This window comes from Microbacterium sp. ABR10 (genome assembly GCF_057812175.1).
In genome coordinates, this window is record NZ_CM173821.1 from 1,903,003 (window position 1) to 1,926,298 (window position 23,296).

22 protein-coding genes are annotated in these 23,296 nt (G+C 70.2%); 6 read left to right on the forward strand and 16 right to left on the reverse strand.

Annotated elements, in window-relative coordinates; translation table 11 throughout:
• Positions 1-13: 13 nt before the first annotated feature.
• Both ffh and ACXKZF_RS08810 read right to left on the reverse strand, forming a co-directional pair.
• Complete coding sequence (gene ffh / locus ACXKZF_RS08805; protein WP_055954103.1) at positions 14-1,558, reverse strand: signal recognition particle protein; 1,545 nt, start codon at positions 1,556-1,558, stop codon at positions 14-16.
• Positions 1,559-1,762: 204 nt separating this feature from the next.
• Positions 1,763-2,311 carry a TetR/AcrR family transcriptional regulator gene (locus tag ACXKZF_RS08810; protein ID WP_488983963.1) on the reverse strand — a complete coding sequence of 183 codons (549 nt, stop codon included), beginning with the start codon at positions 2,309-2,311 and terminating at the stop codon, positions 1,763-1,765.
• A 64-nt stretch (positions 2,312-2,375) separates the two neighbouring features.
• On the opposite strand from ACXKZF_RS08810, the gene lipB reads away from it, so the two are divergent.
• Positions 2,376-3,014: a lipoyl(octanoyl) transferase LipB gene (gene lipB / locus ACXKZF_RS08815; protein ID WP_055954097.1), complete on the forward strand. Its 639-nt coding sequence runs from the start codon at positions 2,376-2,378 to the stop codon at positions 3,012-3,014.
• The gene (gene lipA, locus ACXKZF_RS08820) at positions 3,011-4,045 is read left to right on the forward strand and encodes a lipoyl synthase (RefSeq protein WP_488983964.1); all 1,035 of its coding nucleotides are present in this window, start codon (positions 3,011-3,013) and stop codon (positions 4,043-4,045) included. Before lipB ends, lipA begins: the two co-directional genes overlap by 4 nt.
• A 95-nt stretch (positions 4,046-4,140) precedes the next feature.
• On the opposite strand, the gene ACXKZF_RS08825 is transcribed toward lipA, so the two are convergent.
• From ACXKZF_RS08825 to smc, 3 genes are all read right to left on the reverse strand, one after another.
• Positions 4,141-4,641 carry a DUF2004 domain-containing protein gene (locus tag ACXKZF_RS08825; protein ID WP_055954095.1) on the reverse strand — a complete coding sequence of 167 codons (501 nt, stop codon included), beginning with the start codon at positions 4,639-4,641 and terminating at the stop codon, positions 4,141-4,143.
• A 124-nt stretch (positions 4,642-4,765) separates the two neighbouring features.
• Complete coding sequence (ftsY, locus tag ACXKZF_RS08830; RefSeq protein ID WP_055954091.1) at positions 4,766-5,638, reverse strand: signal recognition particle-docking protein FtsY; 873 nt, start codon at positions 5,636-5,638, stop codon at positions 4,766-4,768.
• 4 nt (positions 5,639-5,642) lie between these two features.
• On the reverse strand, positions 5,643-9,188 hold the full coding sequence (smc, locus tag ACXKZF_RS08835; RefSeq protein WP_488983965.1) for a chromosome segregation protein SMC: 3,546 nt from the start codon (positions 9,186-9,188) through the stop codon (positions 5,643-5,645).
• A gap of 436 nt (positions 9,189-9,624) precedes the next feature.
• Here smc and ACXKZF_RS08840 point away from each other — a divergent pair, with 436 nt between their 5' ends.
• Positions 9,625-9,900, forward strand: a complete 276-nt coding sequence (locus tag ACXKZF_RS08840) for a hypothetical protein (RefSeq protein ID WP_488983966.1) — start codon at positions 9,625-9,627, stop codon at positions 9,898-9,900.
• A gap of 68 nt (positions 9,901-9,968) precedes the next feature.
• The gene (locus tag ACXKZF_RS08845; protein WP_488983967.1) at positions 9,969-11,051 is read left to right on the forward strand and encodes a GNAT family N-acetyltransferase; all 1,083 of its coding nucleotides are present in this window, start codon (positions 9,969-9,971) and stop codon (positions 11,049-11,051) included.
• 96 nt (positions 11,052-11,147) lie between these two features.
• Here the strand turns inward: ACXKZF_RS08845 and mutM are convergent, their stop codons facing one another.
• The 6 genes from mutM to ACXKZF_RS08875 form a co-directional block, all read right to left on the reverse strand.
• Positions 11,148-12,038 carry a bifunctional DNA-formamidopyrimidine glycosylase/DNA-(apurinic or apyrimidinic site) lyase gene (mutM, locus tag ACXKZF_RS08850; protein WP_488983968.1) on the reverse strand — a complete coding sequence of 297 codons (891 nt, stop codon included), beginning with the start codon at positions 12,036-12,038 and terminating at the stop codon, positions 11,148-11,150.
• A complete protein-coding gene (rnc, locus tag ACXKZF_RS08855) occupies positions 12,031-12,723 on the reverse strand; it encodes a ribonuclease III (RefSeq protein ID WP_488983969.1) in 693 nt (230 codons plus the stop codon). The genes mutM and rnc overlap by 8 nt, the downstream gene beginning before the upstream one ends.
• A gap of 10 nt (positions 12,724-12,733) precedes the next feature.
• Positions 12,734-12,943 (reverse strand): 50S ribosomal protein L32, encoded by a 210-nt coding sequence (rpmF, locus tag ACXKZF_RS08860; protein WP_019179169.1) that lies wholly within the window; start codon positions 12,941-12,943, stop codon positions 12,734-12,736.
• 2 nt (positions 12,944-12,945) lie between these two features.
• The gene (locus tag ACXKZF_RS08865; RefSeq protein ID WP_055954074.1) at positions 12,946-13,440 is read right to left on the reverse strand and encodes a YceD family protein; all 495 of its coding nucleotides are present in this window, start codon (positions 13,438-13,440) and stop codon (positions 12,946-12,948) included.
• Positions 13,441-13,691: 251 nt separating this feature from the next.
• Positions 13,692-14,189, reverse strand: a complete 498-nt coding sequence (coaD, locus tag ACXKZF_RS08870) for a pantetheine-phosphate adenylyltransferase (protein ID WP_055954072.1) — start codon at positions 14,187-14,189, stop codon at positions 13,692-13,694.
• A gap of 41 nt (positions 14,190-14,230) precedes the next feature.
• Positions 14,231-16,417 carry an ATP-dependent DNA helicase RecG gene (locus tag ACXKZF_RS08875; RefSeq protein ID WP_488983970.1) on the reverse strand — a complete coding sequence of 729 codons (2,187 nt, stop codon included), beginning with the start codon at positions 16,415-16,417 and terminating at the stop codon, positions 14,231-14,233.
• A 234-nt stretch (positions 16,418-16,651) separates the two neighbouring features.
• Between ACXKZF_RS08875 and rsmD the strand changes: the two genes are divergently transcribed.
• Positions 16,652-17,215, forward strand: coding sequence for a 16S rRNA (guanine(966)-N(2))-methyltransferase RsmD (gene rsmD, locus ACXKZF_RS08880; protein ID WP_488983971.1), 564 nt, complete (start codon positions 16,652-16,654; stop codon positions 17,213-17,215).
• Positions 17,216-17,243: 28 nt separating this feature from the next.
• Here rsmD and thiL read toward each other — a convergent pair whose 3' ends face one another.
• Positions 17,244-18,248 (reverse strand): thiamine-phosphate kinase, encoded by a 1,005-nt coding sequence (gene thiL, locus ACXKZF_RS08885; protein WP_243222201.1) that lies wholly within the window; start codon positions 18,246-18,248, stop codon positions 17,244-17,246.
• 25 nt (positions 18,249-18,273) lie between these two features.
• Between thiL and ACXKZF_RS08890 the strand changes: the two genes are divergently transcribed.
• Entirely contained in the window at positions 18,274-18,777 is a 504-nt protein-coding gene (locus ACXKZF_RS08890; RefSeq protein ID WP_488983972.1) for a DUF3515 family protein, read from the forward strand.
• Positions 18,778-18,997: 220 nt separating this feature from the next.
• Here ACXKZF_RS08890 and ACXKZF_RS08895 read toward each other — a convergent pair whose 3' ends face one another.
• Genes ACXKZF_RS08895 through murA form a run of 4 tightly spaced genes read right to left on the reverse strand, consistent with a single transcriptional unit; the run spans position 18,998 to position 23,234 of the window.
• Positions 18,998-20,083: a D-alanine--D-alanine ligase family protein gene (locus ACXKZF_RS08895; protein WP_488983973.1), complete on the reverse strand. Its 1,086-nt coding sequence runs from the start codon at positions 20,081-20,083 to the stop codon at positions 18,998-19,000.
• Complete coding sequence (locus tag ACXKZF_RS08900; RefSeq protein ID WP_488983974.1) at positions 19,983-21,125, reverse strand: NAD(P)H-dependent glycerol-3-phosphate dehydrogenase; 1,143 nt, start codon at positions 21,123-21,125, stop codon at positions 19,983-19,985. Before ACXKZF_RS08900 ends, ACXKZF_RS08895 begins: the two co-directional genes overlap by 101 nt.
• Positions 21,115-21,864 (reverse strand): lysophospholipid acyltransferase family protein, encoded by a 750-nt coding sequence (locus tag ACXKZF_RS08905; RefSeq protein ID WP_314454002.1) that lies wholly within the window; start codon positions 21,862-21,864, stop codon positions 21,115-21,117. The genes ACXKZF_RS08900 and ACXKZF_RS08905 overlap by 11 nt, the downstream gene beginning before the upstream one ends.
• Positions 21,861-23,234 carry a UDP-N-acetylglucosamine 1-carboxyvinyltransferase gene (gene murA / locus ACXKZF_RS08910; protein WP_055954044.1) on the reverse strand — a complete coding sequence of 458 codons (1,374 nt, stop codon included), beginning with the start codon at positions 23,232-23,234 and terminating at the stop codon, positions 21,861-21,863. Before murA ends, ACXKZF_RS08905 begins: the two co-directional genes overlap by 4 nt.
• Between the last annotated feature and the right edge of the window lie 62 nt (positions 23,235-23,296).

Consider the following 23,296-nt stretch of genomic DNA (forward strand, 5'->3'; position numbering starts at 1 on the left):
CCGCAGAGTCCGGTCAGCCCTTGCCGAGCATCTTCTGCAGTTCGGCGAGATCGGCCTCGCTCGGAACCGCCTGACCGCCCAAGCCGAAGCCGGAACCCGTCGCGGGTGCTGCCGCAGCGATACCGGCGTTCTCGGCCGCGCGCTTGGCAGGGTTGCCGGAGCGCGAACCCTTCGCCTTCTGCTGCTTGCCGCGCTTCGAGGACGCGCCGGGCTTGCCGCCGACCGGACCCATACCGGGGATGTTGGGCACACCGCCGCGGGCGACGGTCTTCATCATCTTGGCGGCCTGGTCGAAGCGTTGCACGAGCTGGTTGACGTCGGTGACGGTCATGCCCGAGCCGCGCGCGATGCGCAGGCGCCGCGAGCCGTTGAGGATCTTGGGGTTGCGTCGCTCGACGAGGGTCATCGAGCGGATGATCGCCTCGGTGCGATCGATTTCGCGCTCGTCGAAGTCTTCGAGCTGCTGCTTCATGTTTCCCATGCCCGGGAGCATCCCGAGCATCTTCTTCATGGAGCCCATCTTCTTCATCTGCTGCATCTGCTGCAGGAAGTCTTCGAGCGTGAACGTCTCGGTCGCCAGCTTCTCGGCGACCGCCATCGCCTCGGCCTCGTCGAACGCCGACTGCGCCTGCTCGATCAGGGTGAGGATGTCACCGAGGTCGAGGATGCGGGATGCCATGCGGTCGGGGTAGAACGGCTCGACATCGTCGAGACCCTCACCCGTCGAGGCGAAGATGATCGGGCGGCCGGTGACCGAGGCGACCGAGAGGGCCGCACCACCGCGGGCGTCACCGTCGAGCTTCGACAGCACGACGCCGGTGAAATCGACGCCGTCCTGGAAGGCCTTCGCGGTGTTCACCGCATCTTGACCGATCATCGCGTCGATGACGAACAGCACCTCGTCGGGCTGCGTCGCCTTGCGGATGTCGGAGGCCTGCTTCATCAGCTCGGCGTCGACGCCGAGGCGGCCGGCGGTGTCGATGATGACGATGTCGTGCTGTTGGCGCGTGGCGTGGGCGACGCCGTCGCGCGCGACCTTGACCGGGTCGCCGACACCGTTGCCGGGCTCGGGGGCGTAGATCGCCGCTCCCGCGCGCTCGGCGACGACCTGCAGCTGGTTCACGGCGTTGGGGCGCTGGAGGTCGCAGGCGACCAGCAGCGGGGTGTGCCCGTCTTTCTCGAGCATCTTCGCGAGCTTTCCCGCGAAGGTCGTCTTTCCGGAGCCCTGGAGACCCGCGAGCATGATGACCGTGGGCGGGTTCTTGGCGAACTGCAGGCGTCGCTGCTGACCGCCCAGGATGCCGATGAGCTCGTCATTGACGATCTGCACGACCTGCTGCGCCGGGTTCAGGGCGCGGTTGACCTCGTCGCCGAGGGCTCGCTCGCGGATTGCGGCAGTGAACTCCTTGACGACGGGCAGCGCCACGTCGGCGTCGAGGAGGGCTCGGCGGATCTCACGCACCGTCCCGTCGACGTCGGCGGGAGTGAGCTGGCCCTTCTTCCGGAGGTTGCGGAAGGTCTCTGTGAGCCGGTCGGAGAGGGTGCCGAAAGTCGCCATGATGTGACGAGTTTACGCGGGCTCCGCGATGACCGCTGCCGTCCTTCCGGCCCTGCCGCCCCGCACGACCTCCGCGAACGCACGACCTCAGCCCGACGGCCCCGGATGCCACTGACCTCACGCGAAAGACTGACGTCACGTAAACGCAACCCGGCACCGTGCGGAGAGGCACGCGCACGACGCCGGAGGGGCGAGCGCGGCGCGTCAGACGAGGGCGAGTGCCTCGGCGAGCACCTCGTCGAGGGGTCGCCCCGTCGCGGTGCGGTCCGCCCATGACCAGACCGCCGCCAGCACGGCGGCCGCGAGCGCGCCCGCGCGGACCTCGGCGAGCAATCGCGGCATCCCCTCTCGCCCGAAGCGGGCCACGACGTGCTGCTGCAGACGGAACTGCCGCACGGCGCGATCACGGTCGAGCTCGGCGGCGATGCCCATGGCATTGGCATTGGTGATCGCCAGGGCAAGGGCGTCGGGCGTCAGTCCGCGGCCGATCGTCGCCAGGGCGGCGACGATGTCAGCGCCATCGTGGAGGAGCGCCACGCCTGCGGCGACCTGCTCGTCGAAGCCCGACCACAGCACGTCGCTCTTGGCCGCGAAGTAGTTGAAGAAGCTCGAGCGGCTCACCCCCGCGCGGCGCGTGATGTCGGAGACGCTGGTGGCGTCGTAACCCTGTTCGAGGAACAGCTCGCACGCCGCCTCGGACAGCACCTCTCTCGAGGAGGAGCGCGGACGTCCGCTGCGCGGTTCGGGGGTCACCGATTCAGACTAGACGGGTCCCCTGCGTGTATTGTTGGACGCAATCCAACATCGGAGGCGGTCGATGATCGACATCCACCACGCGGGCCTCGCTCCGCTGTATGTGCCCTACCTCGACGGGTGGGCCCACCAGCGGCGCGTTCACGCCGACGTCGTCGCCGACGAGCGGCCCGACACGCTGCTGCTCCTCGAGCACGAGGCCGTCTACACCGCCGGCAAGCGCACCGAAGCACACGAGCGACCCGACGACGGCACCCCCGTCATCGACGTCGACCGCGGCGGCAAAATCACGTGGCACGGACCCGGGCAGCTGGTCGGCTACCCGATCGTGCGGCTGCCCGAACCGATCGACGTCGTCGCTCACGTGCGCCGGCTCGAGGCTCTGCTGATCGACGCGCTGCGCGTGCACGGCGTCGACGGCTTCCGGGTCGAGGGACGCAGCGGCGTCTGGGTGAAGCGACCGCTCGGTGTCGACAAGGTCGCGGCCATCGGCGTCCGCGTCGAGAAGGGAGTGACCATGCACGGCTTCGCGGTCAACTGCGACAACTCGCTCGCCGGCTTCCGGCACATCGTCCCCTGCGGGATCTCGGATGCCGGGGTCACGACCGTCAGCGAGGTGGTCGGTGCCGACGTCTCCCCCGCCGACCTCGTTCCCTCCATCGAGCGGGTGTTCCGCGCCGAGTACGCGGCGGTGGCCGCGTGAGCGCCTGCGGAACCGGCAACACGGGAGCCGCGGCATCCACCGCCCCCAAGGGGCGGAAGCTGCTGCGCCTCGAGGTGCGCAACGCCGAGACCCCCATCGAGCGCAAGCCCGAGTGGATCAAGACCAAGGCCAAGATGGGCCCCGAGTACACCGCCCTGCAGAACCTGGTGAAGACCGAGGATCTGCACACGGTCTGCCAGGAGGCGGGCTGCCCGAACATCTTCGAGTGCTGGGAGGACCGCGAGGCGACCTTCCTCATCGGCGGCTCCCAGTGCACGCGCCGCTGCGACTTCTGCCAGATCGACACCGGCAAACCCGCCGACTACGACACCGACGAGCCGCGTCGTGTCGCCGAGAGCGTGACCCGGATGCAGCTGCGATACGCGACCGTCACCGGCGTCGCGCGCGACGACCTGCCCGACGAGGGGGCGTGGCTCCACGCCGAGACGGTGCGGCGCATCCACGCCGAGAACCCCGGCACGGGCGTCGAGATCCTCGCGACCGACTTCTCGGGCAACCCGGCGCTGCTGGAAGAGGTCTTCTCGTCGCGTCCCGAGGTGTTCGCGCACAACGTCGAGACGGTTCCTCGCATCTTCAAGCGCATCCGTCCGGCCTTCCGCTACGAGCGCTCCCTCGGCGTGCTGAGCGCCGCCCGCGACGCCGGCCTCATCACCAAGTCGAATCTCATCCTCGGCATGGGCGAGGAACCCGAAGAGGTCGTTCAGGCCCTCGAAGACCTGCGCGCCGCGGGCACCGACATCATCACGATCACGCAGTATCTGCGTCCCACTCCCCGTCACCTCCCCGTGCAGCGCTGGGTGAAACCCGCGGAGTTCGTCGAGTTCAAAGAAGAGGCCGAGCGCATCGGGTTCCTCGGCGTGCTCGCCGGTCCCCTCGTGCGCTCGTCGTACCGCGCGGGGCGCCTGTGGGCGCAGTCGATGGTGTCGAAGGGGCAGCAGATCCCGCCCCACCTCGCGCACCTCGCGAAGGACATCGTGGACGCCGACGCCGGTTTCGCCCAGGCGGTGTGAGGGCGGCGAGAGGGCCGATCCTCGGCGACGGGTCGCTCACCCACCGCTGACGGAGCGCGGATCCGAGCACGGTGTGACGCGCGGGGTCTGCGCGTTCAATCGGCGCTGGTGACCGACTGCACGCGACCGTCGGAGGCGAGGTTGACCAGCAGAACGTCGTCGGTGGCATCCGGATCGAGGGCGTACTCGAGGACCGCGAACGGGTCGGCGCCGCCGTGCTCGTCGGCGAGAATCGTCATGCTCATCAGCTGCAGCGCCTTGATGACGTCGATGTGCGTGTCGCCGCTCACATCGGAGAGGAGGTCGTCGAGCTCTTCGCCGAGGGTCGCCTGCTGCTGCAGGACGTACTCGGTCACCTCACTGGTGCGGGAGTCCAGCTCATCGACCATGGCGTTGCGAGCGGCGAGATCGATCGACTCGAGCGAGGAGACCATGGATGCCGCGACGTCGAGGGCCTCGACGGACACGTCGTCCTGATCGGGAGCCGTCAGGTCGACGGTGACGCTCTGGTCACCGAACTCCACGTTCTCACTCCAGAAGATCGACCCGTCGGGGCCGGATTCGAGGAGTCCGAAGAAGTCGTGCTCGATGGCCATGCCTCCATGTAAGCAGTCCGTCCGGGCTTCGGGAAGACGACCCGCCCGCAGCTCGCCGTGCGGTATGGGCACGGATCCGCGAGGGGCCGCCTGCGCGAGCACCCCGCGTGGCGCGTGACCCTGCTCAGTCGACGAGCGAGGCCGCGAACACGTGCGGGGTGAAGCCCGTCAGATCGCCGATGCCCTCGCCCTGCCCGAGGAGCTTGACCGGGATACCGGTGAGCTCCTGCACGGCGAGCACGAACCCGCCCTTGGCCGACCCGTCGAGCTTGGTGAGCACGAGACCCGTGACCCCCGCACTGTCGAGGAAGGCCTGCGCCTGCATCAGACCGTTCTGTCCCGTCGTCGCATCGAGCACGAGGAGCACCTCGCTGATCGGCGCCTGCTTCTCGATCACGCGCTTGATCTTGCCGAGCTCGTCCATCAGGCCGCCCTTGGTGTGCAGGCGCCCGGCGGTGTCGATCAGCACGATCTCGGTCGCGGTCTCTTTGGCGTGGGCGACGGTCTGGAAGGCGACGGATGCCGGATCCTGACCCTCGTGCTGCGGGCGCACGATGGTCGCTCCCCCGCGCTCGGCCCACGTCGCGAGCTGGTCGACCGCCGCGGCGCGGAAGGTGTCGGCCGCGCCGACGACGACCGTGCGGCCGTAACGCTGGAGGAACTTGGCGAACTTGCCGATCGTGGTCGTCTTGCCCACGCCGTTGACGCCGACGACCAGCACGACCGCGGGACGCTCGGTAAGACGGAGTGTCGTGTCGAACTTGGCGAAATGCTCCTCGAGCGTCTCACGGAGCATCCGCTGCAGGTCGCGCGGATCGGTGGTGCGGAAGCGCTCCACCTTCTCGCGCAACTCGTCGATCAGGCGCTCGGTGACGTCGGGGCCGAAGTCGGCGGTGAGCAGCGCCGTCTCGAGGTCGTCCCACGTCGTCTCGTCGATCGTGGGCTTGACGAACAATCCGCGCAGAGCGCGGCCCAGCGACCAGGAGTTCTCAGCCATTGCTTCAGCTTACGGGCGCGGCCTCGTCCGGGGCGGCGGCGCGGACGGCCGCACGATCGCCCACGCGCTGCCCGACCACGGCTGACACGCCGTCCTGGCGCATCGAGACGCCGTACAGCGCGTCGGCGATCTCCATCGTGCGCTTCTGGTGGGTGATGACGATGAGCTGACTGCTCGCGCGCAGCTTCTCGAACACGCCGAGAAGACGCCCGAGGTTCGCGTCGTCGAGGGCCGCTTCGACCTCGTCGAGGATGTAGAACGGGCTCGGCCGCGCGGTGAAGATCGAGGTCAGGAACGCCACCGCCGCGAGCGACCGCTCGCCGCCGGACAGGAGCGACAATCGCTCGATCTTCTTTCCCACGGGGCGCACGGCGACCTCGATGCCGGTGGTCAACGGCGAGTCGGGGTCGGTGAGCGAGATGCTGCCCGAGCCCCCCGGGAAGAGGATGGGGAAGATCTCGGTGAACGCGACGCGGGTGTCCTCGAACGCGGCGACGAAGATGGTCTGCATCCGTTCGTCGAGGTCGGCGATGATCGTCTGAAGATCTGCGCGGGTCTGCTGCAGATCGGCGAGTTGTTCGGTGAGGAAGGCGTGCCGCTGCTCGAGGGCCGCGAACTCCTCCAGCGCGAGCGGGTTGACCCGGCCCAGCTGCGACAGCTTGCGCTCGGCATCCTGGAGCCGGCGCTTCTGAGCCGCGCGATCGAACGGGTCGCCGTCACCGTCCCGATCGACGGGAACGAGCTGATCGGGGCCGTATTCTGCGACGAGCACGTCTTCGTCGAGCGCGAGCTCGGACTGTACGCGCTCCAGCAGGCTCGTGACGTGGAGCTTCTTCTCGTGCATCTGCAGTTCGAGGCCGTGCACGCTTTCGGTGAGGCGCGCAAGACGCTCCCGCACGGCCGCTTCATCGGCGCGGGCGCGTGCCAGTTCTTCGGTGATCGCGGTGCGCGCCGACTCCGCTGCCGCGAGCTCGACCCGCGCCTGGCTGACCGAATGGTCGACCGAGTCGAGAAGCGCGGGAAGGTGACTCGCGACCTCCGCGGCGACCTCGCGTTGGGCGCGCCGGAGCACCGCGCGACGGGCGGCCTCCGCCGCGGCCGCACGTTCGCGCTCGCGCTGCTGCTCGAGCTGGACGATGCGGGCCTCCCCCGCCCGCACGCGCTCCTTCAGCCCCTCGATGTCCAGACGCGCTCGCATCTCCGTCTCGCGCGCGGCGTCGACCTCGGCGGCCATGCCCTCGCGCGCCGAGGCGTCGAGCAGAGGGCGCGGCGCCTCGAGTGCGCGCTCGAGCGCGTTGTCGGCGCGACGAGCGACGTCTTCGGCCTCGGCCACCGCGGTCTCCGTCTGAGCGAGACCCGCGGCGAGGCGATCGCATTCGGCGACCGCCGCCTCGTGCCGCACCGTGACGCGGTTGACCCTCTCGGCATGGGCCGCCAGCGCGGCGTCGTGGGCGCGCAGAGTCGACAGCGACTCTTTGGTGCGGTGTCGGGCGTCGGTGAGCGCGCGCTGCTCGTCGGTGAGGGCCTCGCGCAGGGAATCGGCGATGACGACGATCTCATCGAGCCGTACGGCTGCCGCATCGCGCTCGGCGGCGAGCTCCAGCCGCGACCGTCCCGACCCCGACCCGGCCCGGAGCGTCCGGGCCGTCGCGACCTCCCCGGCTCGGGTGACGACGGTGACGTCGGAGGGCAGCGACGCCTGCACCTCGCGGACGGTGGCGAGGTCGTCGACGATCACCGTCCGCGTCAGGATACCGAGCACCCCCGGCGACGCGATGACAACCTCGGTCGCGGGAACGGCCCTCGCCACCCCCGTCGCCGCGTCCGCCGGGGACCCGTCGGGTGCAGCAACGCCGGCGATGACGATCTCGACGACGCCGAGGTCGCCCTCGCGCGCGTCACGAGCGGCGGAGAAGGCCGCCACGGCATCGTCCACGAGCAGTCCCTCGGCCAGCGACCCCAGGGCCGCGGCGATCGCCGCCTCGTATCCCGCGGTGACCTTGACGTCGTCGCCCACGAGGCCGCGCACGCCCCGTCCGCCGACGGCGAGCAGGTCGGCTGCCGCGTTGCGCAGGTCGAGGGCACGGCCGATCGCGGTCGTCTGCGCGCTGAGGGCGTCGCGCTCGCGCTCGGCGGCGTGGAGGCGTTCGCGCAGTCCGGCGACCTTCGACTCGACGTCGTTCGCATCGCGCTGAGCCCGGTCGTAGGCCGCGGCGTGCTCGTCGGTGGATGCCTCCGGCACCACGTCGGGGTCGAGTTCGGCGCGGGCCCGTTCGGCATCGGCCCGACGTGTGAGGGCCGCATCGAGCGCCCGCTGCTGCCTGTCGACACCGGCCCGGACCGCCGCGAGGCCGGAGTTCGCGGCATCCGCCGTGCCGCGGAGCGCCTGGATCTTCAGGTCGTGCTCGGAAACGAGGGCGCTCTGCGCGGCGATGTCGACATCGAGGGCATCGAGGTCGGCGCGTGCGCGCGTGACGGCGCGGGCGGCCTCGGCCGCGGCATCCTGCGCATCGCCGAGACCCGCGGCGATGTCGTCGATCTCGGCCCGGACGTCGTCGATGGTGCTCTGCGACACGGTCGGGGCGAAGCCTGGGGTATCGGAGCCGTCGTCGGTCAAAAGGGTGAGGCGCTGACCGGCCAGGGAGTACAGGCCGCGCAGGCGCTCCTGCACCTGTTCGAGACCGAACGAGACGCTGCGCGCGCGGTCGACGGCCTCCGAGCGCTGATCGTTCTCGAGCCGCTCGACGCGCCGGCGCAGACCATCGGCCTGTTCCTGTAGACCGAGGCGCTCGGTGTGCCGCTCGCTCTCGGCGCGGGCGGCATCGGCCAGCTGCGTGCGCAGCCGCACGAGGTCGTCGGCGTAGAGTCGCGCCTTCGCATCCCGGACGACGGCGGCGATGGTCGCGGCTTCCCGCGCGATCTCGGCCTGCTTTCCGAGGGGCTTCAACTGTCGGCGCAACTCGCCGGCGAGATCGCTGAGGCGGGTGAGATTGGTCTCCATCGCCTCGAGCTTGCGTACGGTCTTCTCTTTGCGGCGCCGGTGCTTCAGGATGCCGGCGGCCTCTTCGATGAAGCCGCGGCGGTCCTCGGCGGTCGCCTGCAGCACCGTGTCGAGCCGGCCCTGACCGATGATGACGTGCATCTCGCGACCGAGGCCCGAGTCGCTCAGCAGCTCCTGCACGTCGAGCAAGCGGCACGTCTGACCGTTTATGGCGTACTCGCTGGCGCCGGTGCGGAACAGCGTCCGGCTGATGGTGACCTCGCTGTAGTCGATCGGCAGCGCACCGTCGCCGTTGTCGATCGTGAGCTGAACCTCGGCGCGCCCGAGCGGGCCGCGGGTCGAGGTACCGGCGAAGATGACGTCCTCCATCTTTCCGCCGCGCAGGGTCTTGGCGCCTTGTTCCCCCATCACCCACGCCAGAGCGTCGACGACGTTGGATTTGCCCGATCCGTTCGGCCCGACGATGCAGGTCACACCGGGTTCGAGCGCGAAGGTCGTCGACTGGGCGAAGGACTTGAAGCCTTTGAGCGTCACGCTTTTCAGATGCATGTCACCCGCCTTCCCGCCCGGTCGAATCCTCGCCTCACGCTAGTCGAGGATCCGCGGAAAACCGCGGCGGCGGGCCGCGCTCACCTTCAGGACGCGCCCGGACGTCGACCGATTCTGGGAAATCGCTTGACCTTCGGTGACGACCTCCGCTAGCGTCGGGGGTCGCAACCGACGTTGAAAGGAGGTCACACCATGATTCGCATCACGACCGGCTTCACCGCCACCGGCTTCACCGCCGCCCCCGTGCTGTCCGCACCCGCCATCGGAGTGACCACCGCCGTCGGCATGCCCCATCTCCAGGGCTGACCCCGTCGCGTAGAGACGCCCCGCGTCTCCGCTTCCCGCGAGCACACCCTCGCTGCTCGCCCGGATCTCCACGATCCTGCTACGCGCTCGTCGCGTCCCTCACTCGCTTTCGCCTCCACGGAGCCTCCGCATGAACGCCCTGTTCGCGCGCGCGCCGCAGCATGCCTCGGCCGCGCTCCCTCCCACCCCGTCCACGATCACGATCGCCACCGACCAGCCGCTCGGCCTGCTCGACCGGCTGTCGCTGCGCCTCGGCCTGTGGCTGCTCACGCGTCACGCCGCTCGCAGCCGAACGCTCGCGCACCGTGCCGACCAGGCGCACCGTCGCCGCGCAGCCGACGCCGAACGCGCCGCGCGTGAACGCGCCTGGCACCGCACGGCCGCCCTCATCCGGCCGCCGCAGTGATCCCGTGGGGCCGACCGCACCCGGCCGGCCCCACCCCACGACATCTCTTCCGAACCGAAAGCACCCACATGTACTCCCTTCCCGCCGGCCTTGAGCTGCGGCCCCTTCACATCCCGGCATCCATCGACGACGACGATGCCGCCGACTTCCGCGAGATGGTGCGCCTGCGCAACCTCGTCTACGAGGAGATCTCCGGACACGACGACGAGTCGATGCCCGCCGATGAACTGCTCCCCCTGTTCCAGCCCCGGCCGGAGGTGAAGCGGTTCTCGTGGATCGCCGTGTTCCACGGCGAGGTCGTCGGTCGCGCGGGCCTCGACCTCCCGCAGGAGGACGGCGCCCGCACCGGGTCGTACCTCATCGAACTACGCCGGTCCGCGTGGGGTCAGGGCATCGGTCGCGCCGCCTTCGCCATGATCGAGCCCCTCGCCCGCGCCCACGGACGCACGGTCCTGCAGTCGTGGGCGGCGCACCCTGCCGCCGAGGGACCGCAGTTGGCGGCACCCACGGGGTTCGGCGCCGTGCCGAAGGATCACTCGGCGCGGTTCCTGCTGGCATCCGGCTGCACGCTCGAGCAGATCGTGCGCGTGAGCACGCTCGATCTCGCCGACGCACGCCCACGCCTCGGCGCCCTCCTCGCCGAGGCCGAGGCCGCGGCGGCCGGGTATCGCGTGGTGCAGTGGACGCTGCCCACGCCCGACGAGTTCGTCGACTCCTTCGCCTGGATGAAGTCGCGCATGGCGACGGACGCGCCGTCCGCCGACCTCGACGTCGACGAAGAGGTGTGGGATGCAGCTCGGCTCCGTCGCCACGAGGCCACGTACCTCGACGCGGGTCGCCACATGCTGGTGACCGCGGCGCAGCACATGGACTCGGGAGAGCTCGCCGCGTTCAACGAGCTCGTCATCGGCAAGGACCGCACGGCGGTGACGGGACAGGAGGACACCCTCGTGGTGGCCTCCCATCGCGGACACCGCCTGGGTCTGCTGGTCAAGTGCGCCGGCCTCCTCGCGTGGCGCGACGTCGCCCCCGACTCGCCGCGCGTGATCACCTACAACGCGGAGGAGAACCGCCCGATGCTCTCGATCAACGAGCAGATCGGCTTCACCCCGATCTCGTACGAGGGCGTGTGGCAGAAGAACCTGTCCTGACCCCACGGCGCGAGACGTCAGGCCACGCCGCCCGGGACCGTCCCCGACGCCGCATTCGGGCGACTCGTGCGGTCGGTCCCGGGCGCGGGCCGAGAATCAGCGCCGTTTCTGGCAGTGCGGGCAGAAATGGCTCGAGCGGTTCATGAACGACACGCGCACGATCGGGCGCCCGCACCGGGGGCACGGTTGACCCGTACGTCCGTAGGCGTTGAGCGAGTGCGCGAAGTATCCGGCCTGGCCGTTGACGTTCACGTACTGCGCGTCGAAGCTCGTGCCGCCCTCGGCCAACGCCTTCTCGAGCACCGCCCGCACCTCGCCGAGCAGGCGGTTCACCGATCGGGTGGGCAGGTCAGAGCCGGGCGTCTCGGGGTGGATACGCGACGCCCACAGCGACTCGTCGGCGTAGATATTGCCGATACCGCTGGCGACCGTCTGGTCCAGGAGCACGCGTTTGATCCCGGATGCCGTGCGGCCCAGCCTCGCGCGGAATCGCGCCGCGTCGAAGGCCGGATCGAGCGGATCGCGACCGATGTGCGCCACCTGGGTGGGCACGCGCGCGAGGTCGGACCCGCGTCCGCCCGCGGCGCCGTCGGGCGTGTCGACGAGTTCGTCGAGCGCGAGCGAGCCGAAGGTGCGCTGGTCGGCGAAGACGACCGACAGTGGCCCATGCACGGGATGCTCGAGTTCGATGCGGATGCGCTCGTGACGTTCCTCCGGAGCGCCGGGAACCCGCAGCAGCATCTGCCCGCTCATCCCCAGGTGCGTGACGATCGCTTCGTCGCCGGCCACCGGCATCCACAGGAACTTGCCCCGGCGGACGGCGGCGGTGATCCGCCGGCCCGTCAGTTCGGCCTCGAAGTGGGCCGCTCCCCTGGTGTGCCGCGTCAGCGCGCGTTCGTCCCGCACGTCGACGGAAGTGATCAGCGCGCCCGCGACGGCGGGCTCGAGGCCGACCCGCACGACCTCGACCTCGGGGAGCTCAGGCACGGGTGTCGAGCTCGCGCCACGCCGTGAGGGCAGCGGCCATCTCGGCCTGCTTCTTGCTCGATCCGTTTCCCGTCGTGGCGAGCTCGCCGACGGTGACCGTGGCCGTGAAACGACGGTCGTGATCGGGGCCGGTGGCATCCACCGTGTACACCGGTGCGAGCAGTCCCAGCCGGGCCGCGATCTCTTGCAGGCTCGTCTTGGGGTCCATCGCGGCGCCGTAGCGTTCGGGGTCGGCGAGGAGCGGCTCGACCATTCGCAGCACCATGGCTGTCGCCGCCTCAGGACCCGCCGACAGGAAGGTCGCTCCGATGAGCGCCTCCATCGTGTCGGCGAGAATCGAGTCCTTGTCGCGCCCGCCGGTGAGGATCTCACCGCGGCCGAGGCGCACGAATGCCCCGAGCCCGATTCTGCGGGCCACCTCGGCGAGGGCGACGGTCGACACGACGCTGGCGCGACGCTTGGCGAGGCCCCCCTCTTCGAGCTCCGGATGCCGTGTGAATAGACGCACCGTGACGGCCTGCCCGAGCACCGAGTCGCCGAGGAACTCCAGGCGCTCGTTGTGCGGGATGCCGCCGTTCTCGTAGGCGTACGAGCGGTGCGTCAGGGCAAGAGAAAGAAGCTCGGGGTCGATGTCGACCCCGAGCTTCTCAGTGAGCGCAGCGCGCTCGACGTTGTTACGCGTCATGAATCGCCGATCAGACGTCGGCGACCTTGCGGCCCTTGTACTCGAGGAAGAGCTCGGTGCCCTGCGAGTCGGTGACGACCTTCGCCTGGTGAGGGCGGCTGTAGACGACCTTGCCGTTCTCGATGGTCTTGACCAGCGTGGGGGCCTCGGCCTTCCACTGCGCGCGACGCGAGCGGGTGTTGGAGCGGGAGACCTTCCGCTTCGGGGGGTTACCTGCCATGACTAGCTCTTCTCTGTCTTGGGGGCGGCGCGGAGCGCATCGCCGTCGTCTGGGGTGTACTGCTGGAGCGCAGCCCATCGGTTGTCGACAGGCGTCTGCTCCGTGTCGCCGGTGTTTTTCGTCAGCCTCTCGCCCGTGTTCGGGTCGAGCCCGGGGCAGTCCGGCTGACACACCGGCTGGAACGGAAGCGACAGGACAATGGCATCCCTGACCAGATTTTCAAGATCCACGTGGTCGTCTTGAACGTCGAAGTCACTCGCTTCGTGCCCAGGATACGCGAAAAGTTCCTGGAACTCGACTTCGACAGGCTCGTCGATGTCGATGAGGCAGCGTCCGCACACGCCCGTGGCGGTGGTGTCGACGGTGCCCGAGACGAGAATCCCCTCGTGCACCGACTCCAGCCGCACCTCGAGTTCGAGGATCTCGCCCTCGGGGATCGACAGCAGGCCCTCCCCCCATTTCTCGGGGGTGGGGAGGTCGAGGCTGTGCTCGCGCATCTCACCGGGATGGTGCTCGATGTCGCGGACGGGGAGTTGGAAGGGGCCGGGTCGACGGGTTCTCACGGTCGTCCATGCTACCCGCGCGCCCCTGGGCGAGGGCCGGCGGCACGAGCAGCGGTGCGGCGTCGCACGAACGAACACGCATAAACGCTTTCTGCGCGCAGAAACACGACGAGCGCGTGTTTCTGCGCAGAGATCGCGTTTACGCGTGGAAGGCGGACCACCTCGCACCCGCGGACGGGGGGGGTTCAGATGCCGCGGGCGCCGGTGTCGAGGTAGCGCGCGACGGCGGGCGGGACGTAGGGCGACACGTCTCCACCGAGGCCCGCCACCTGTCGTACGAGCGAACTCGACACGAGGGCGTGGGAGGGATCGGGCAGCAGGAACACCGTCTCGACGTGTGCGAGGTCGCGGTTGACGATCGCCATCGGGGTCTCGTACGCGACGTCGACCTGCGAACGGATGCCCTTCACCAGCACTTTCGCCCCCACATCGGTGGCGTAGTCGACGAGGAGGCCCACGCTCCACGCCGCGATGATCACGTCACCTTCGACCCCAGCCTCCGAGATCGACTGCTCGAGCAGACGTTGGCGCTCGGCGATGGGCAGCATCGCTTCTTTGCCGGGGTTGTGCACGACGAGCACGTGAAGCTGGTCGAAGAGGCCGGCGGCGCGACGGATGACGTCGAGGTGACCGAGCGTGGGCGGGTCGAACGAGCCGGGGACGACGGCGATCCGGGGATCCATGCCGCCAGCCTATCGACGCGACTCGGCGGAGAGCCCGGCGTTCAGGACTTCGCCAGCGCGGCACGCTCCTCGACGCCCACGCGGCGTTCGAGGGCGGCGGCGAGTCCGGGATGCCGCACCAGCGCGGGGTCGTCGGCGAGGAGGCGCTCCCCCTCGGCGCGCGCCTCGGTGATGAGGTCGGCGTCGGTCACCACCCGCAGCAGACGCAGCGACGATCGGGCGCCCGATTGCGCTCCGCCGAGCACATCGCCCTCGCCGCGGAGTTCGAGGTCGACCTCGGCGAGGGCGAAGCCGTCGAGGGTGGATGCCACGGCTTCGACGCGCGAGCGAGACGACGTGCCCGGTGCGGCTTCGGTCACGAGCAGGCAGAGGCCCGGGACCCCGCCACGACCGACGCGACCGCGCAACTGGTGCAGCTGGGACACGCCGAATCGGTCGGCCTCGAGGATGACCATCGTCGAGGCGTTCGGCACGTCGACCCCGACCTCGATCACGGTCGTCGCCACGAGCACGTCGATGTCGCCGCGGGCAAAGGCCTGCATGACGGCGTCCTTCTCATCGGAGGACATCTTGCCGTGCAGAATCTGCACACGGATGTCGGCGAAGCCCGGGAGCCGGGAGATCAGCGCCTCGACCTGCACGACGCCCCACCGCGTTCGATTGCTCTCCCCCGCGGCGGGGGCTGCCCCGTCGGGTGCATCGGCGGGTTCGTCGGTCTTGTCGTCAGCGGCGAGCTGCTCTGCGTCGATCGCCGCGCAGACGACGAACGCCTGACGGCCCTGCGCCACCTCTTCGGCCACGCGGTCCCACACCCGCGCGAACCAGCTCGGCTTCTCGGCCAGCGGCGCGACGAACGACTGGATGCCGGCGCGCCCGGCCGGCATGGTGCGGATCGTCGAGACGTCGAGGTCGCCGAACACCGTCATGGCGACCGTGCGCGGAATGGGCGTCGCCGTGAGCACGAGCGTGTGCGGAGAGTCGCCCTTGGAACGCAGCGCCTCGCGCTGGTCGACGCCGAAGCGGTGCTGCTCGTCGACGACGACGAACCCGAGGTCGGCGAAAGTCGTGGTGGCGCTCAGGAGCGCGTGCGTGCCGACGACGATCCGCGCCTGCCCCGACGCCACACGCAATGCCGCCCGGCGTCGCTCGGCCGCGGGCATCTGCCCCGTCAGCAGCGTCGGCATGAGCTCCGGCGCGAGTTCGGGACCGAGCATGCGCGCGATCGAGCGGAGGTGCTGACCGGCGAGCACCTCGGTGGGGGCGATCAGGGCGGACTGCCCTCCCGACTCGGCCACCTGCATCATCGCCCGCAGAGCGACGAGCGTCTTACCGGAACCCACCTCGCCCTGCACGAGACGGTTCATGGGCCAGTCGCCCGTGAGGTCGGCGGCCAGTTGCGCTCCGACGTTCTGCTGGTCGGGAGTCAGGTCGAAGGGAAGGATCGCGTCGAATCGCTCGAGCAGACCGCCCGGCGCTGCGGGTCGCTTCGTCGCCGAGAGCGCACGGACGAACTGACGCTGCTGCAACAGTGCCGTCTGGAGCACGAAGGCTTCGTGCATGCGCAGGGTCGCCACCGCCGGAGGGATGTCGTCGTCGTTCTCGGGTCGGTGGATGCTCTCGAGCGCCGCACGAGCGGGGAGGAGTCCCCGCCGGGTACGGAGGTCGTCGGGGAGCGGGTCGTCGACGTCGCCGAGTGCGTCGAGGACGACGGCGATCGTCTTCTGTACGAGCGTGCTGGGAACGGAGCTGGTGGCGGGATAGATGGGGATGGGCCTCTTCGCCGTCACCTCGGCCTCGGCGCGGGCTTCGGCGATGTCGTCGAACAGCTCGTAGTCGGGGTTCGTCAGCTGGGTCTGCCGCCGGTACTCGCCGACCTTGCCCGAGAAGATGCCCCGCCGTCCGGGAGTGAGGTCTTTCAGTCGCCAGGGCTGGTTGAAGAACGTCAGCGACATGCGCCCGTCGCCGTCGCTGATCACGACCTCGAGGAGCGAGCCGCGTCGGTTCTGCATGCGACGCTCCGAGGCGCTGACGACCTCGGCGACGATCGTGACGGGTTCGCCTAGCGGCAGCGAGGCGATCGGGGTGAGCTCGCCGCGCCGGGCGTAGCGGCGCGGGTAGTGCTCGAGCAGCTCACCCACGGTCTTCATGCCGAATGCGCGGTCGAACGCCGACGCCGTCTTGCCGCCCACGGCGCCGTCGAGCCGGGAGGCGAGCGAGAGACCGGGCATGCTGACGAGTCTAGGCAGGGCGCCCGACATCGCCGCCCGCACGCCCGGCCCGACAGGGGTCCCTGAGCCCGTCGAAGGGACCGAGCACCCGCGAGGATCCCGAGGCTTCGCGAGGATCTCGAGGCTTCGCGAGGATCCCGAGGCTTCGCGAGGATCCCGAGGCTTCGACAAGCTCAGCCTCCTCCGCCGCCCCGCTGCCAGGACCGACAGCATCCGCGACCCTAGGCTGGACCGGTGACGCGCATCATCTCCGGCCGAGCGGGCGGCACCGTTCTCGACGTCCCGCCGAAGGGCACCCGCCCGACGAGCGACCGAGTGCGCGAGTCGCTGTTCGGAGCACTCGAGTCGGCGGGCGTCCTCGACGACGCCCGGGTCGCCGACCTCTTCGCGGGCTCCGGAGCGCTGGGATTGGAGAGCCTCAGCCGCGGTGCCGCCTCCGCCGACCTCGTCGAGCTGTCGGCCCCGGCCGCCGCACTGATCCGCAAGAACGCCGAGCGGGTGCGCGCCGCGGGCGTCGCCGCCCCGGCGCGGGTTCACCGTGCGAATGTCACCACCTACCTGGCGGCATCCGCCGGGGAGTGGGATCTGGTGTTCCTCGACCCGCCCTACGACATCGCCGACCACGACCTCGAGAAGGCCCTCGTCGCCCTCGCGCCGCACCTGAGCCCGGATGCCATCGTCATCGTCGAGCGCGCGAAGCGCTCCGCGGCGCCCGACTGGGCGGCTGCCGGTCTGGTGCCCGAACGCGAGCGCAACTACGGCGACACCACGATGTGGTGGGGACGACCACCCCTGTGAGCGGCATCCGTCCCCGACGGCACCGGAGTCAGCCCCGGCCGGCGTCCCAGTCCCGGTAAGGGTCCCAGCCGGCGCGGCCCGTCCACGCCGCACCGTCCACCTCGATCGCCGCAGCTCCGCGCGGCTGCACGCTCCCGATGCGTCGACCGAGGGTCACGGCATCCGGGGGGAAGGTCACCAGGAAGCCGTGGTCCTCTCCCCCGCCGAGCGCCCGCGCGGGGTCGTCGCCGAGGGCGCTCGAGTCGATGGCGATCGTCACACCCGACGCGTCGGCGAGGCGTGTCGCGTCCAGGACGAGGCCGTCCGAGACGTCCATCATCGCGGTGGCTCCGGATGCCGCCGCCCTCAACGCCTGGTCCAGCGGCGGGCGCGGGGCGAGCTGGCTCGACAACGCCTTCGCGTCGGCGGGGTCGAGGGCGGCACGCGCCGCGTCCGTGAGGGCGACGGGGGCGCCGTCGGCATCCACGAACCGCTGGAACAGCAGGTCGAGGCCCCGGGCCGCCTCGCCGAGCTCCCCGATGACGTAGACGCCGTCGCCGGCCCGGGCACCCGACCGGCGCACGGGGGCGCGACCGTCGAGACTGCCGAGGGCGGTGACGGCGATCGTCAGCGTGTCCGAGACGGTGAGGTCGCCACCCTCGACGGCGCAGTCGGGTGCCAGCTCCGCGCAGGCAGCCGCGAGGCCGTCCGCGAATCCGCGCACGAACGCGAGGGGCGTCGTATCGGGCATGGCCAACGCCACGAGCAGGGCGATCGGCCGGGCCCCCATCGCGGCGACGTCGGCGAGGTTGACCGCCGCCGCCTTGAAACCGAGGTCGAACGGCGACGACCACGCCAGTCGGAAGTCGGGGCCGTGCACCAGCGTGTCGGTGGTGGCGACGACCCGACCGTCGGGAACGGCCAGCACAGCGGCGTCGTCACCCGGGCCGACCGGGGCGCTGGAGGGAGGAAGGCGGTCGAGGATGCCCCGTAGGATCTGCCCCTCGGACAGCTCCCCCACGGTTGTTTCACGGTCGGGCTCGGCGTCGGTCACTCCCCCACGCTATTAGCCTGGACGGGTGCCCCGCTCCTCCCGCTCCCTCGCACTCCTCGCCGTCCTCACCCTGGTTCCAGGGCTCGCGGCGTGCAGCACCACGGTGGCGATGGAACCCGCGAAGCTCGCCAACGACCCCGCGTGCGCCTCGGTGATCTCGCGTCTGCCGGAGAGCATCTCGGGCCAGGAACGCCGCTGGACCGACGCGCAGGCGACGGGTGCCTGGGGCGATCCGGCATCCATTCTGATGACCTGCGGTCTCGAACCCCCGGCGCCGTCGACACTGCCGTGCCGCTCGTTCGACGGCGTGGACTGGCTCGTCGACGAGTCGCAGGCCGCCGACAAGCTCTTCACCCTGACGACATACGGTCGCGAGCCCGCGATCCAGGTGTTCCTGAACCAGGGCACCGCGAGCAGCGGCGACGTCGCCCAGGCGCTCGGGCCCCTCATCCGCGAGTACCTGCAGCCGACGGGGTCGGTCTGCACCGCGGCATCCGACGTGGCGGCCTCGCCGGCGCCGACGCCGTAGCCGTAGCCGTAGCCGCCGAGCGGATGCCGCGGGCCGTCGTGGAGCGGGTGCCGCGGTCCCCGTCATGGGGCGGATGCCACGGGCCCCGTCTTCGAGCGGATGCCACGAGCACAACGGCGGGGCTGCCCGTCGACACGCCGCCACCCGGCATCCGTCCGCGACGTGTCGCCCACTTCACCCGCCGTTGTGCACCGCACGAACTGCGACGGGGCGACGGGCCTCAGGCCTTCTCGAGCGCGGCGTCGAGCAGGTCGCTGATGAGGTCGGGGTAGGAGAGCCCCGAGGCGATCCAGCACGTGGGGAACATCGAGATCGGCGTGAATCCCGGCATGGTGTTGACCTCGTTCACGTAGAACTCGGTTCCGGTGTAGAAGAAGTCGACACGCGCGAGGCCCTGCCCGCCGATCGCCTCGAACGCCTTCGCCGCGACGCGCTGCATCTCTGCCAGTTCACCCTCGCCGAGCTCCGCGGGGCACACGAGGTCGACGCCCGGGGCGTCGAGGTACTTCGCCTCGAAATCGTAAAAGTCCCGACCCGTCACGACGATCTCGCCGGCGACGCTCACGCGCACCGGTCCCCCGTCGCGCCCGGGCAACACGCCGCACTCGAGCTCTCGCCCGACGATCGCCTGCTCGACGAGTGCGAGGCGGTCTTCGGCGAAGGCCGTGTCGAGAGCGGCATCCAGGTCTTCCCACCGCGACACCTTCGTCACGCCCACGCTCGAACCCGCCTCGTTGGGCTTGACGAACACCGGCAGACCGAGGGCGCGCATGCGACGCTCCCACAGCGCGCGGTCGCGCGCGAGGTCGGCGCGGGTCACCGCGACCCACGGCACCACCGGCACGTTCGCGGAGCGGAGCACCTGCTTCGTGACGTTCTTGCTCATGCCGATCGCCGACATGAGCACGCCGCCGCCGGCGTACGGGATGCCGAGCAGCTCGAGCAGGCCCTGCACCGTCCCGTCTTCCCCGAAACGGCCGTGCAGGATCGGCAGCACGACGTCGACGTCTCCGAGCGACCGCGTGCCCTCGGCATCCGTCACCGTCCACTCGCGCGACAGCGTCGAGTCGGGAAGCCGCACGCGGGAGCCGTTGTCGACCACCTCGGGCAGAGCCTCGGGGCGCAGGGCGAACTTGTCGGGATCGTCGTCTTCGAGCACGAAGGCGCCCTCGCGCGTGATGCCGACCGGGATCACCCGGAAGCGGTCACGGTCGATCGCCCGCAGCACCCCGCCCGCCGTGGCGGAACTGATCGAATGCTCGCTGGAGCGCCCGCCGAAGAGCACCACCACCACCGGTCTGGTCATTCTGCGTCCTCTCGCCCTGCGGCTGGTCGTCGTCTGTCGTCAGGTGCGGCGCGATGTCGCGCGGGTCCATGGTGCCGTCGAGCACCATCTTCACCTGCTGCACGATGGGCATGTCGACGCCGACCTGCTTCGCGAGCTGGAGCACGGGGGCCACGGATGCCAAGCCCTCGGCAGTCTGCTGCATCTGGGCCACGACTTCTTTGTAGCCGTATCCCTGGCCGAGCAGTCGCCCGGCGGTGTTGTTGCGACTGAGCGGCGACTGGCACGTCGCGATGAGGTCACCGAGACCGGCGAGACCCTGCAGCGTCTCGGGCTTCGCGCCCTGGGCCACGGCGAAGTCGGTCATCTCGACGAGCCCGCGCGTGATGATCGAGGCCTTGGTGTTCTCGCCGTAGCCGACGCCGTCGACGATGCCGATCGCGACGGCGATGAGGTTCTTCAGCACTCCGCCGAATTCGGTGCCGATCACGTCGGTGTTGACGAACGAGCGGAAGTACCGGTTGCGCGCGCGCCGGGCCACCGCTTCGGCCGTCTCGGGGCTCAGCGAGCTGATCACGGCCGCCGTGGGCTGCTCGCGCGCGATCTCGAGGGCGAGGTTGGGGCCCGACGCCACCGCGATCCGCGCGGGGTCGCACTGCAGCACCTGCTCGATGACCTGGCTCATGCGAAGGCCCGTCGACTTCTCGACGCCCTTCATGAGCGAGACGATCGGCACGTCGGTGTGCTCCACGAACGGCTTGATGGCGGCGAGGTTCTCGCGCAGCGACTGGCTCGGCACCGACAGGTAGATCTGCTCGGCGCCGCGCAGCGCTTCGGCGAGGTCGGTGGTGGCCGTCATGGTCCGCGGCAGATTGATGCCCGCGAGGTACCGGCTGTTGCGCTTGGACTCGGTGATCTCGGCGGCCAGCTCCGGGCGGCGGGCCCACATCACGACCGAGGCTCCGCCGTCGGCGAGGATCTTGCCGAACGTCGTGCCCCAGCTGCCGGCGCCGATGACGGCGACCTTGGGTCCCGCCGCGGGGACGACGTTCTTACGGCTCAAGGCGCCCCGTCTCGTTCTGCCCGTGCTTCGACGGGTCCCAGCGTTCGGTCGGTGCGGGAAGACCCCGGATGCCGCCGAGCATATCGGCGACACGGTTCATCATCGTGTCGGTCGCCTTGACCAGCGTCGAAGGCTGTGTCGGCGTCGCCGCGTGCTCGGTCAGGTCGAGCGCGGGTCCGAACTCCACGATCACGTGGGAGCGCCGGGGGAACTTCAGCTTCCCGTAGCGCGGCAGGATCTGCTGCACGCCCCACTGCGCCATCGGGATGAGCGGGAGACCGCCCGCCAGGGCGAGGCGTACAGCGCCGGTCTTGCCGCGCATCGGCCACAGGTCGGGGTCCCGGGTCAGCGTGCCCTCGGCGTAGACGATGACTCCGCGACCGTCGCGCGCGATCTGCTCGGCGGCCTTCATCGACTGGTTGGCCCCCGACGATGCGCGCGGAACGGGAACCATGCCGGTGGCCTTCAGCGCCGCACCCAGCACGGGGACGCGGAAGAGGCTCTCTTTCGCCATGAACCGGGGGGCGCGGCCGAGTCGCCACACGGCGACGGCCACGACGAGCGGGTCGAACTCGGAATTGTGGTTCGGCGCCAGCACATAGGCCCCCTCGCGGGGCAGGTTCTCGGCGCCGCGGATCTCGATCCGGGCGAAGAGCCCCACCGCGGGCACGATGATCGCCGCGAGCGGCCAGAAGACGCTCGGGCGACTCGTCTCGGGGGTCGCGGTCGCCGACCTCATCCCGCGACGTCGAAATCGGCGTCGAGGGCGGTGAGCTTCTCGAGGAACTTCTCGTAACCGCGGCGGATGATGCCGATGTTGCGCACCGTCGACTCGCCCTGCGCGGCGAGGGCCGCGATGACGTAGCTGTACCCGCCGCGGAGGTCGGGCACCTCGACGTCGGCCGCGTGCAGGGGCGTGGGGCCGTTGATGACGGCGGCCTGCTCGAGATCGCGGCGAGGAACGCGACGGTCGGCGCTGTGGAGTCCCTTCGGGTGCACGACGATGTCGGCGCCCATCTTGTTCAGGGCCTCGGTGAAGCCGAGACGGTTCTCATACACCGTCTCGTGCACGACGGAGGTGCCCGACGCCTGGGTGAGGGCGACGATGAGCGGCTGCTGCCAGTCGGTCATGAAGCCGGGGTGCACGTCGGTCTCGACCATCACGGGCTTGAGCGCGTCGCCGCGACGGAACAGGATGCCGTCTTCGCGGACGTCGAACCAGCCGCCGGCCTTGCGGAAGACGTTGAGGAAGGTCAGCATGTCCTGCTGGCGGGCGCCCTTGGCGAAGATCTCACCGTCGGTGGCGAGGGCGGCGCACGCCCACGAGGCGGCCTCGTTGCGGTCGAAGATCGCGCGGTGGTCGTAGCCGTCGAGACGCTCGACGCCCTCGATGAAGATGACGCGGTTGGGCTCGTACGAGATGATCGCGCCCATCTTCTGCAGCACCGCGATGAGATCCATGATCTCGGGCTCGATGGCGGCGTTGCGGAGCTCCGTCACGCCCTTCGCGCGCACGGCCGTCAGCAGCACCTGCTCCGTCGCGCCGACGCTCGGGTACGGCAGCGTGATGTTCGCACCGTGCAGCCCGTTCGGGGCCGTGATGCGGATGCCCTCGTAGCTCTTGTCGACGACCGCACCGAAGGCGCGCAGCGCGTCCATGTGGAAGTTGATCGGTCGGTCGCCGATGCGGCATCCACCGAGGTCGGGGATGAGCGCCTCGCCGAGCAGGTGCAGCAACGGCCCGCAGAAGAGGATGGGGATGCGCGAGGCACCCGCGTGCGCGTCGATCTCCTCGAAGTGCGCGGCGACCGCGCCCGAGGGGTCGAGGTGGAGTGTGCCCTCTTCGTCGCCCTCGGTCACGGTCACGCCGTGCACCTCGAGGAGCGAACGCACGACCTTGACGTCGCTGATCATGGGCACGTCGCGCAGCGTGCTCGTGGTGTCGCCGAGCAGCGCCGCCACCATCGCCTTCGTGACGAGGTTCTTCGCCCCCTTGACCTCGACGGTGCCGCGCAGCGGGCGGCCGCCGCGGATCGTGAGGGTCTCGGCTTCCTCCCAGTCCGGCTGCCCGGGAATGCGGTCTCCGGAATCGGTGACGAGTGTGCTCATAGGGGGGTGGACCTCACTTCGTTGACGAGGGGCGGCGAATCGACCCGATCGGGTCGATCGAG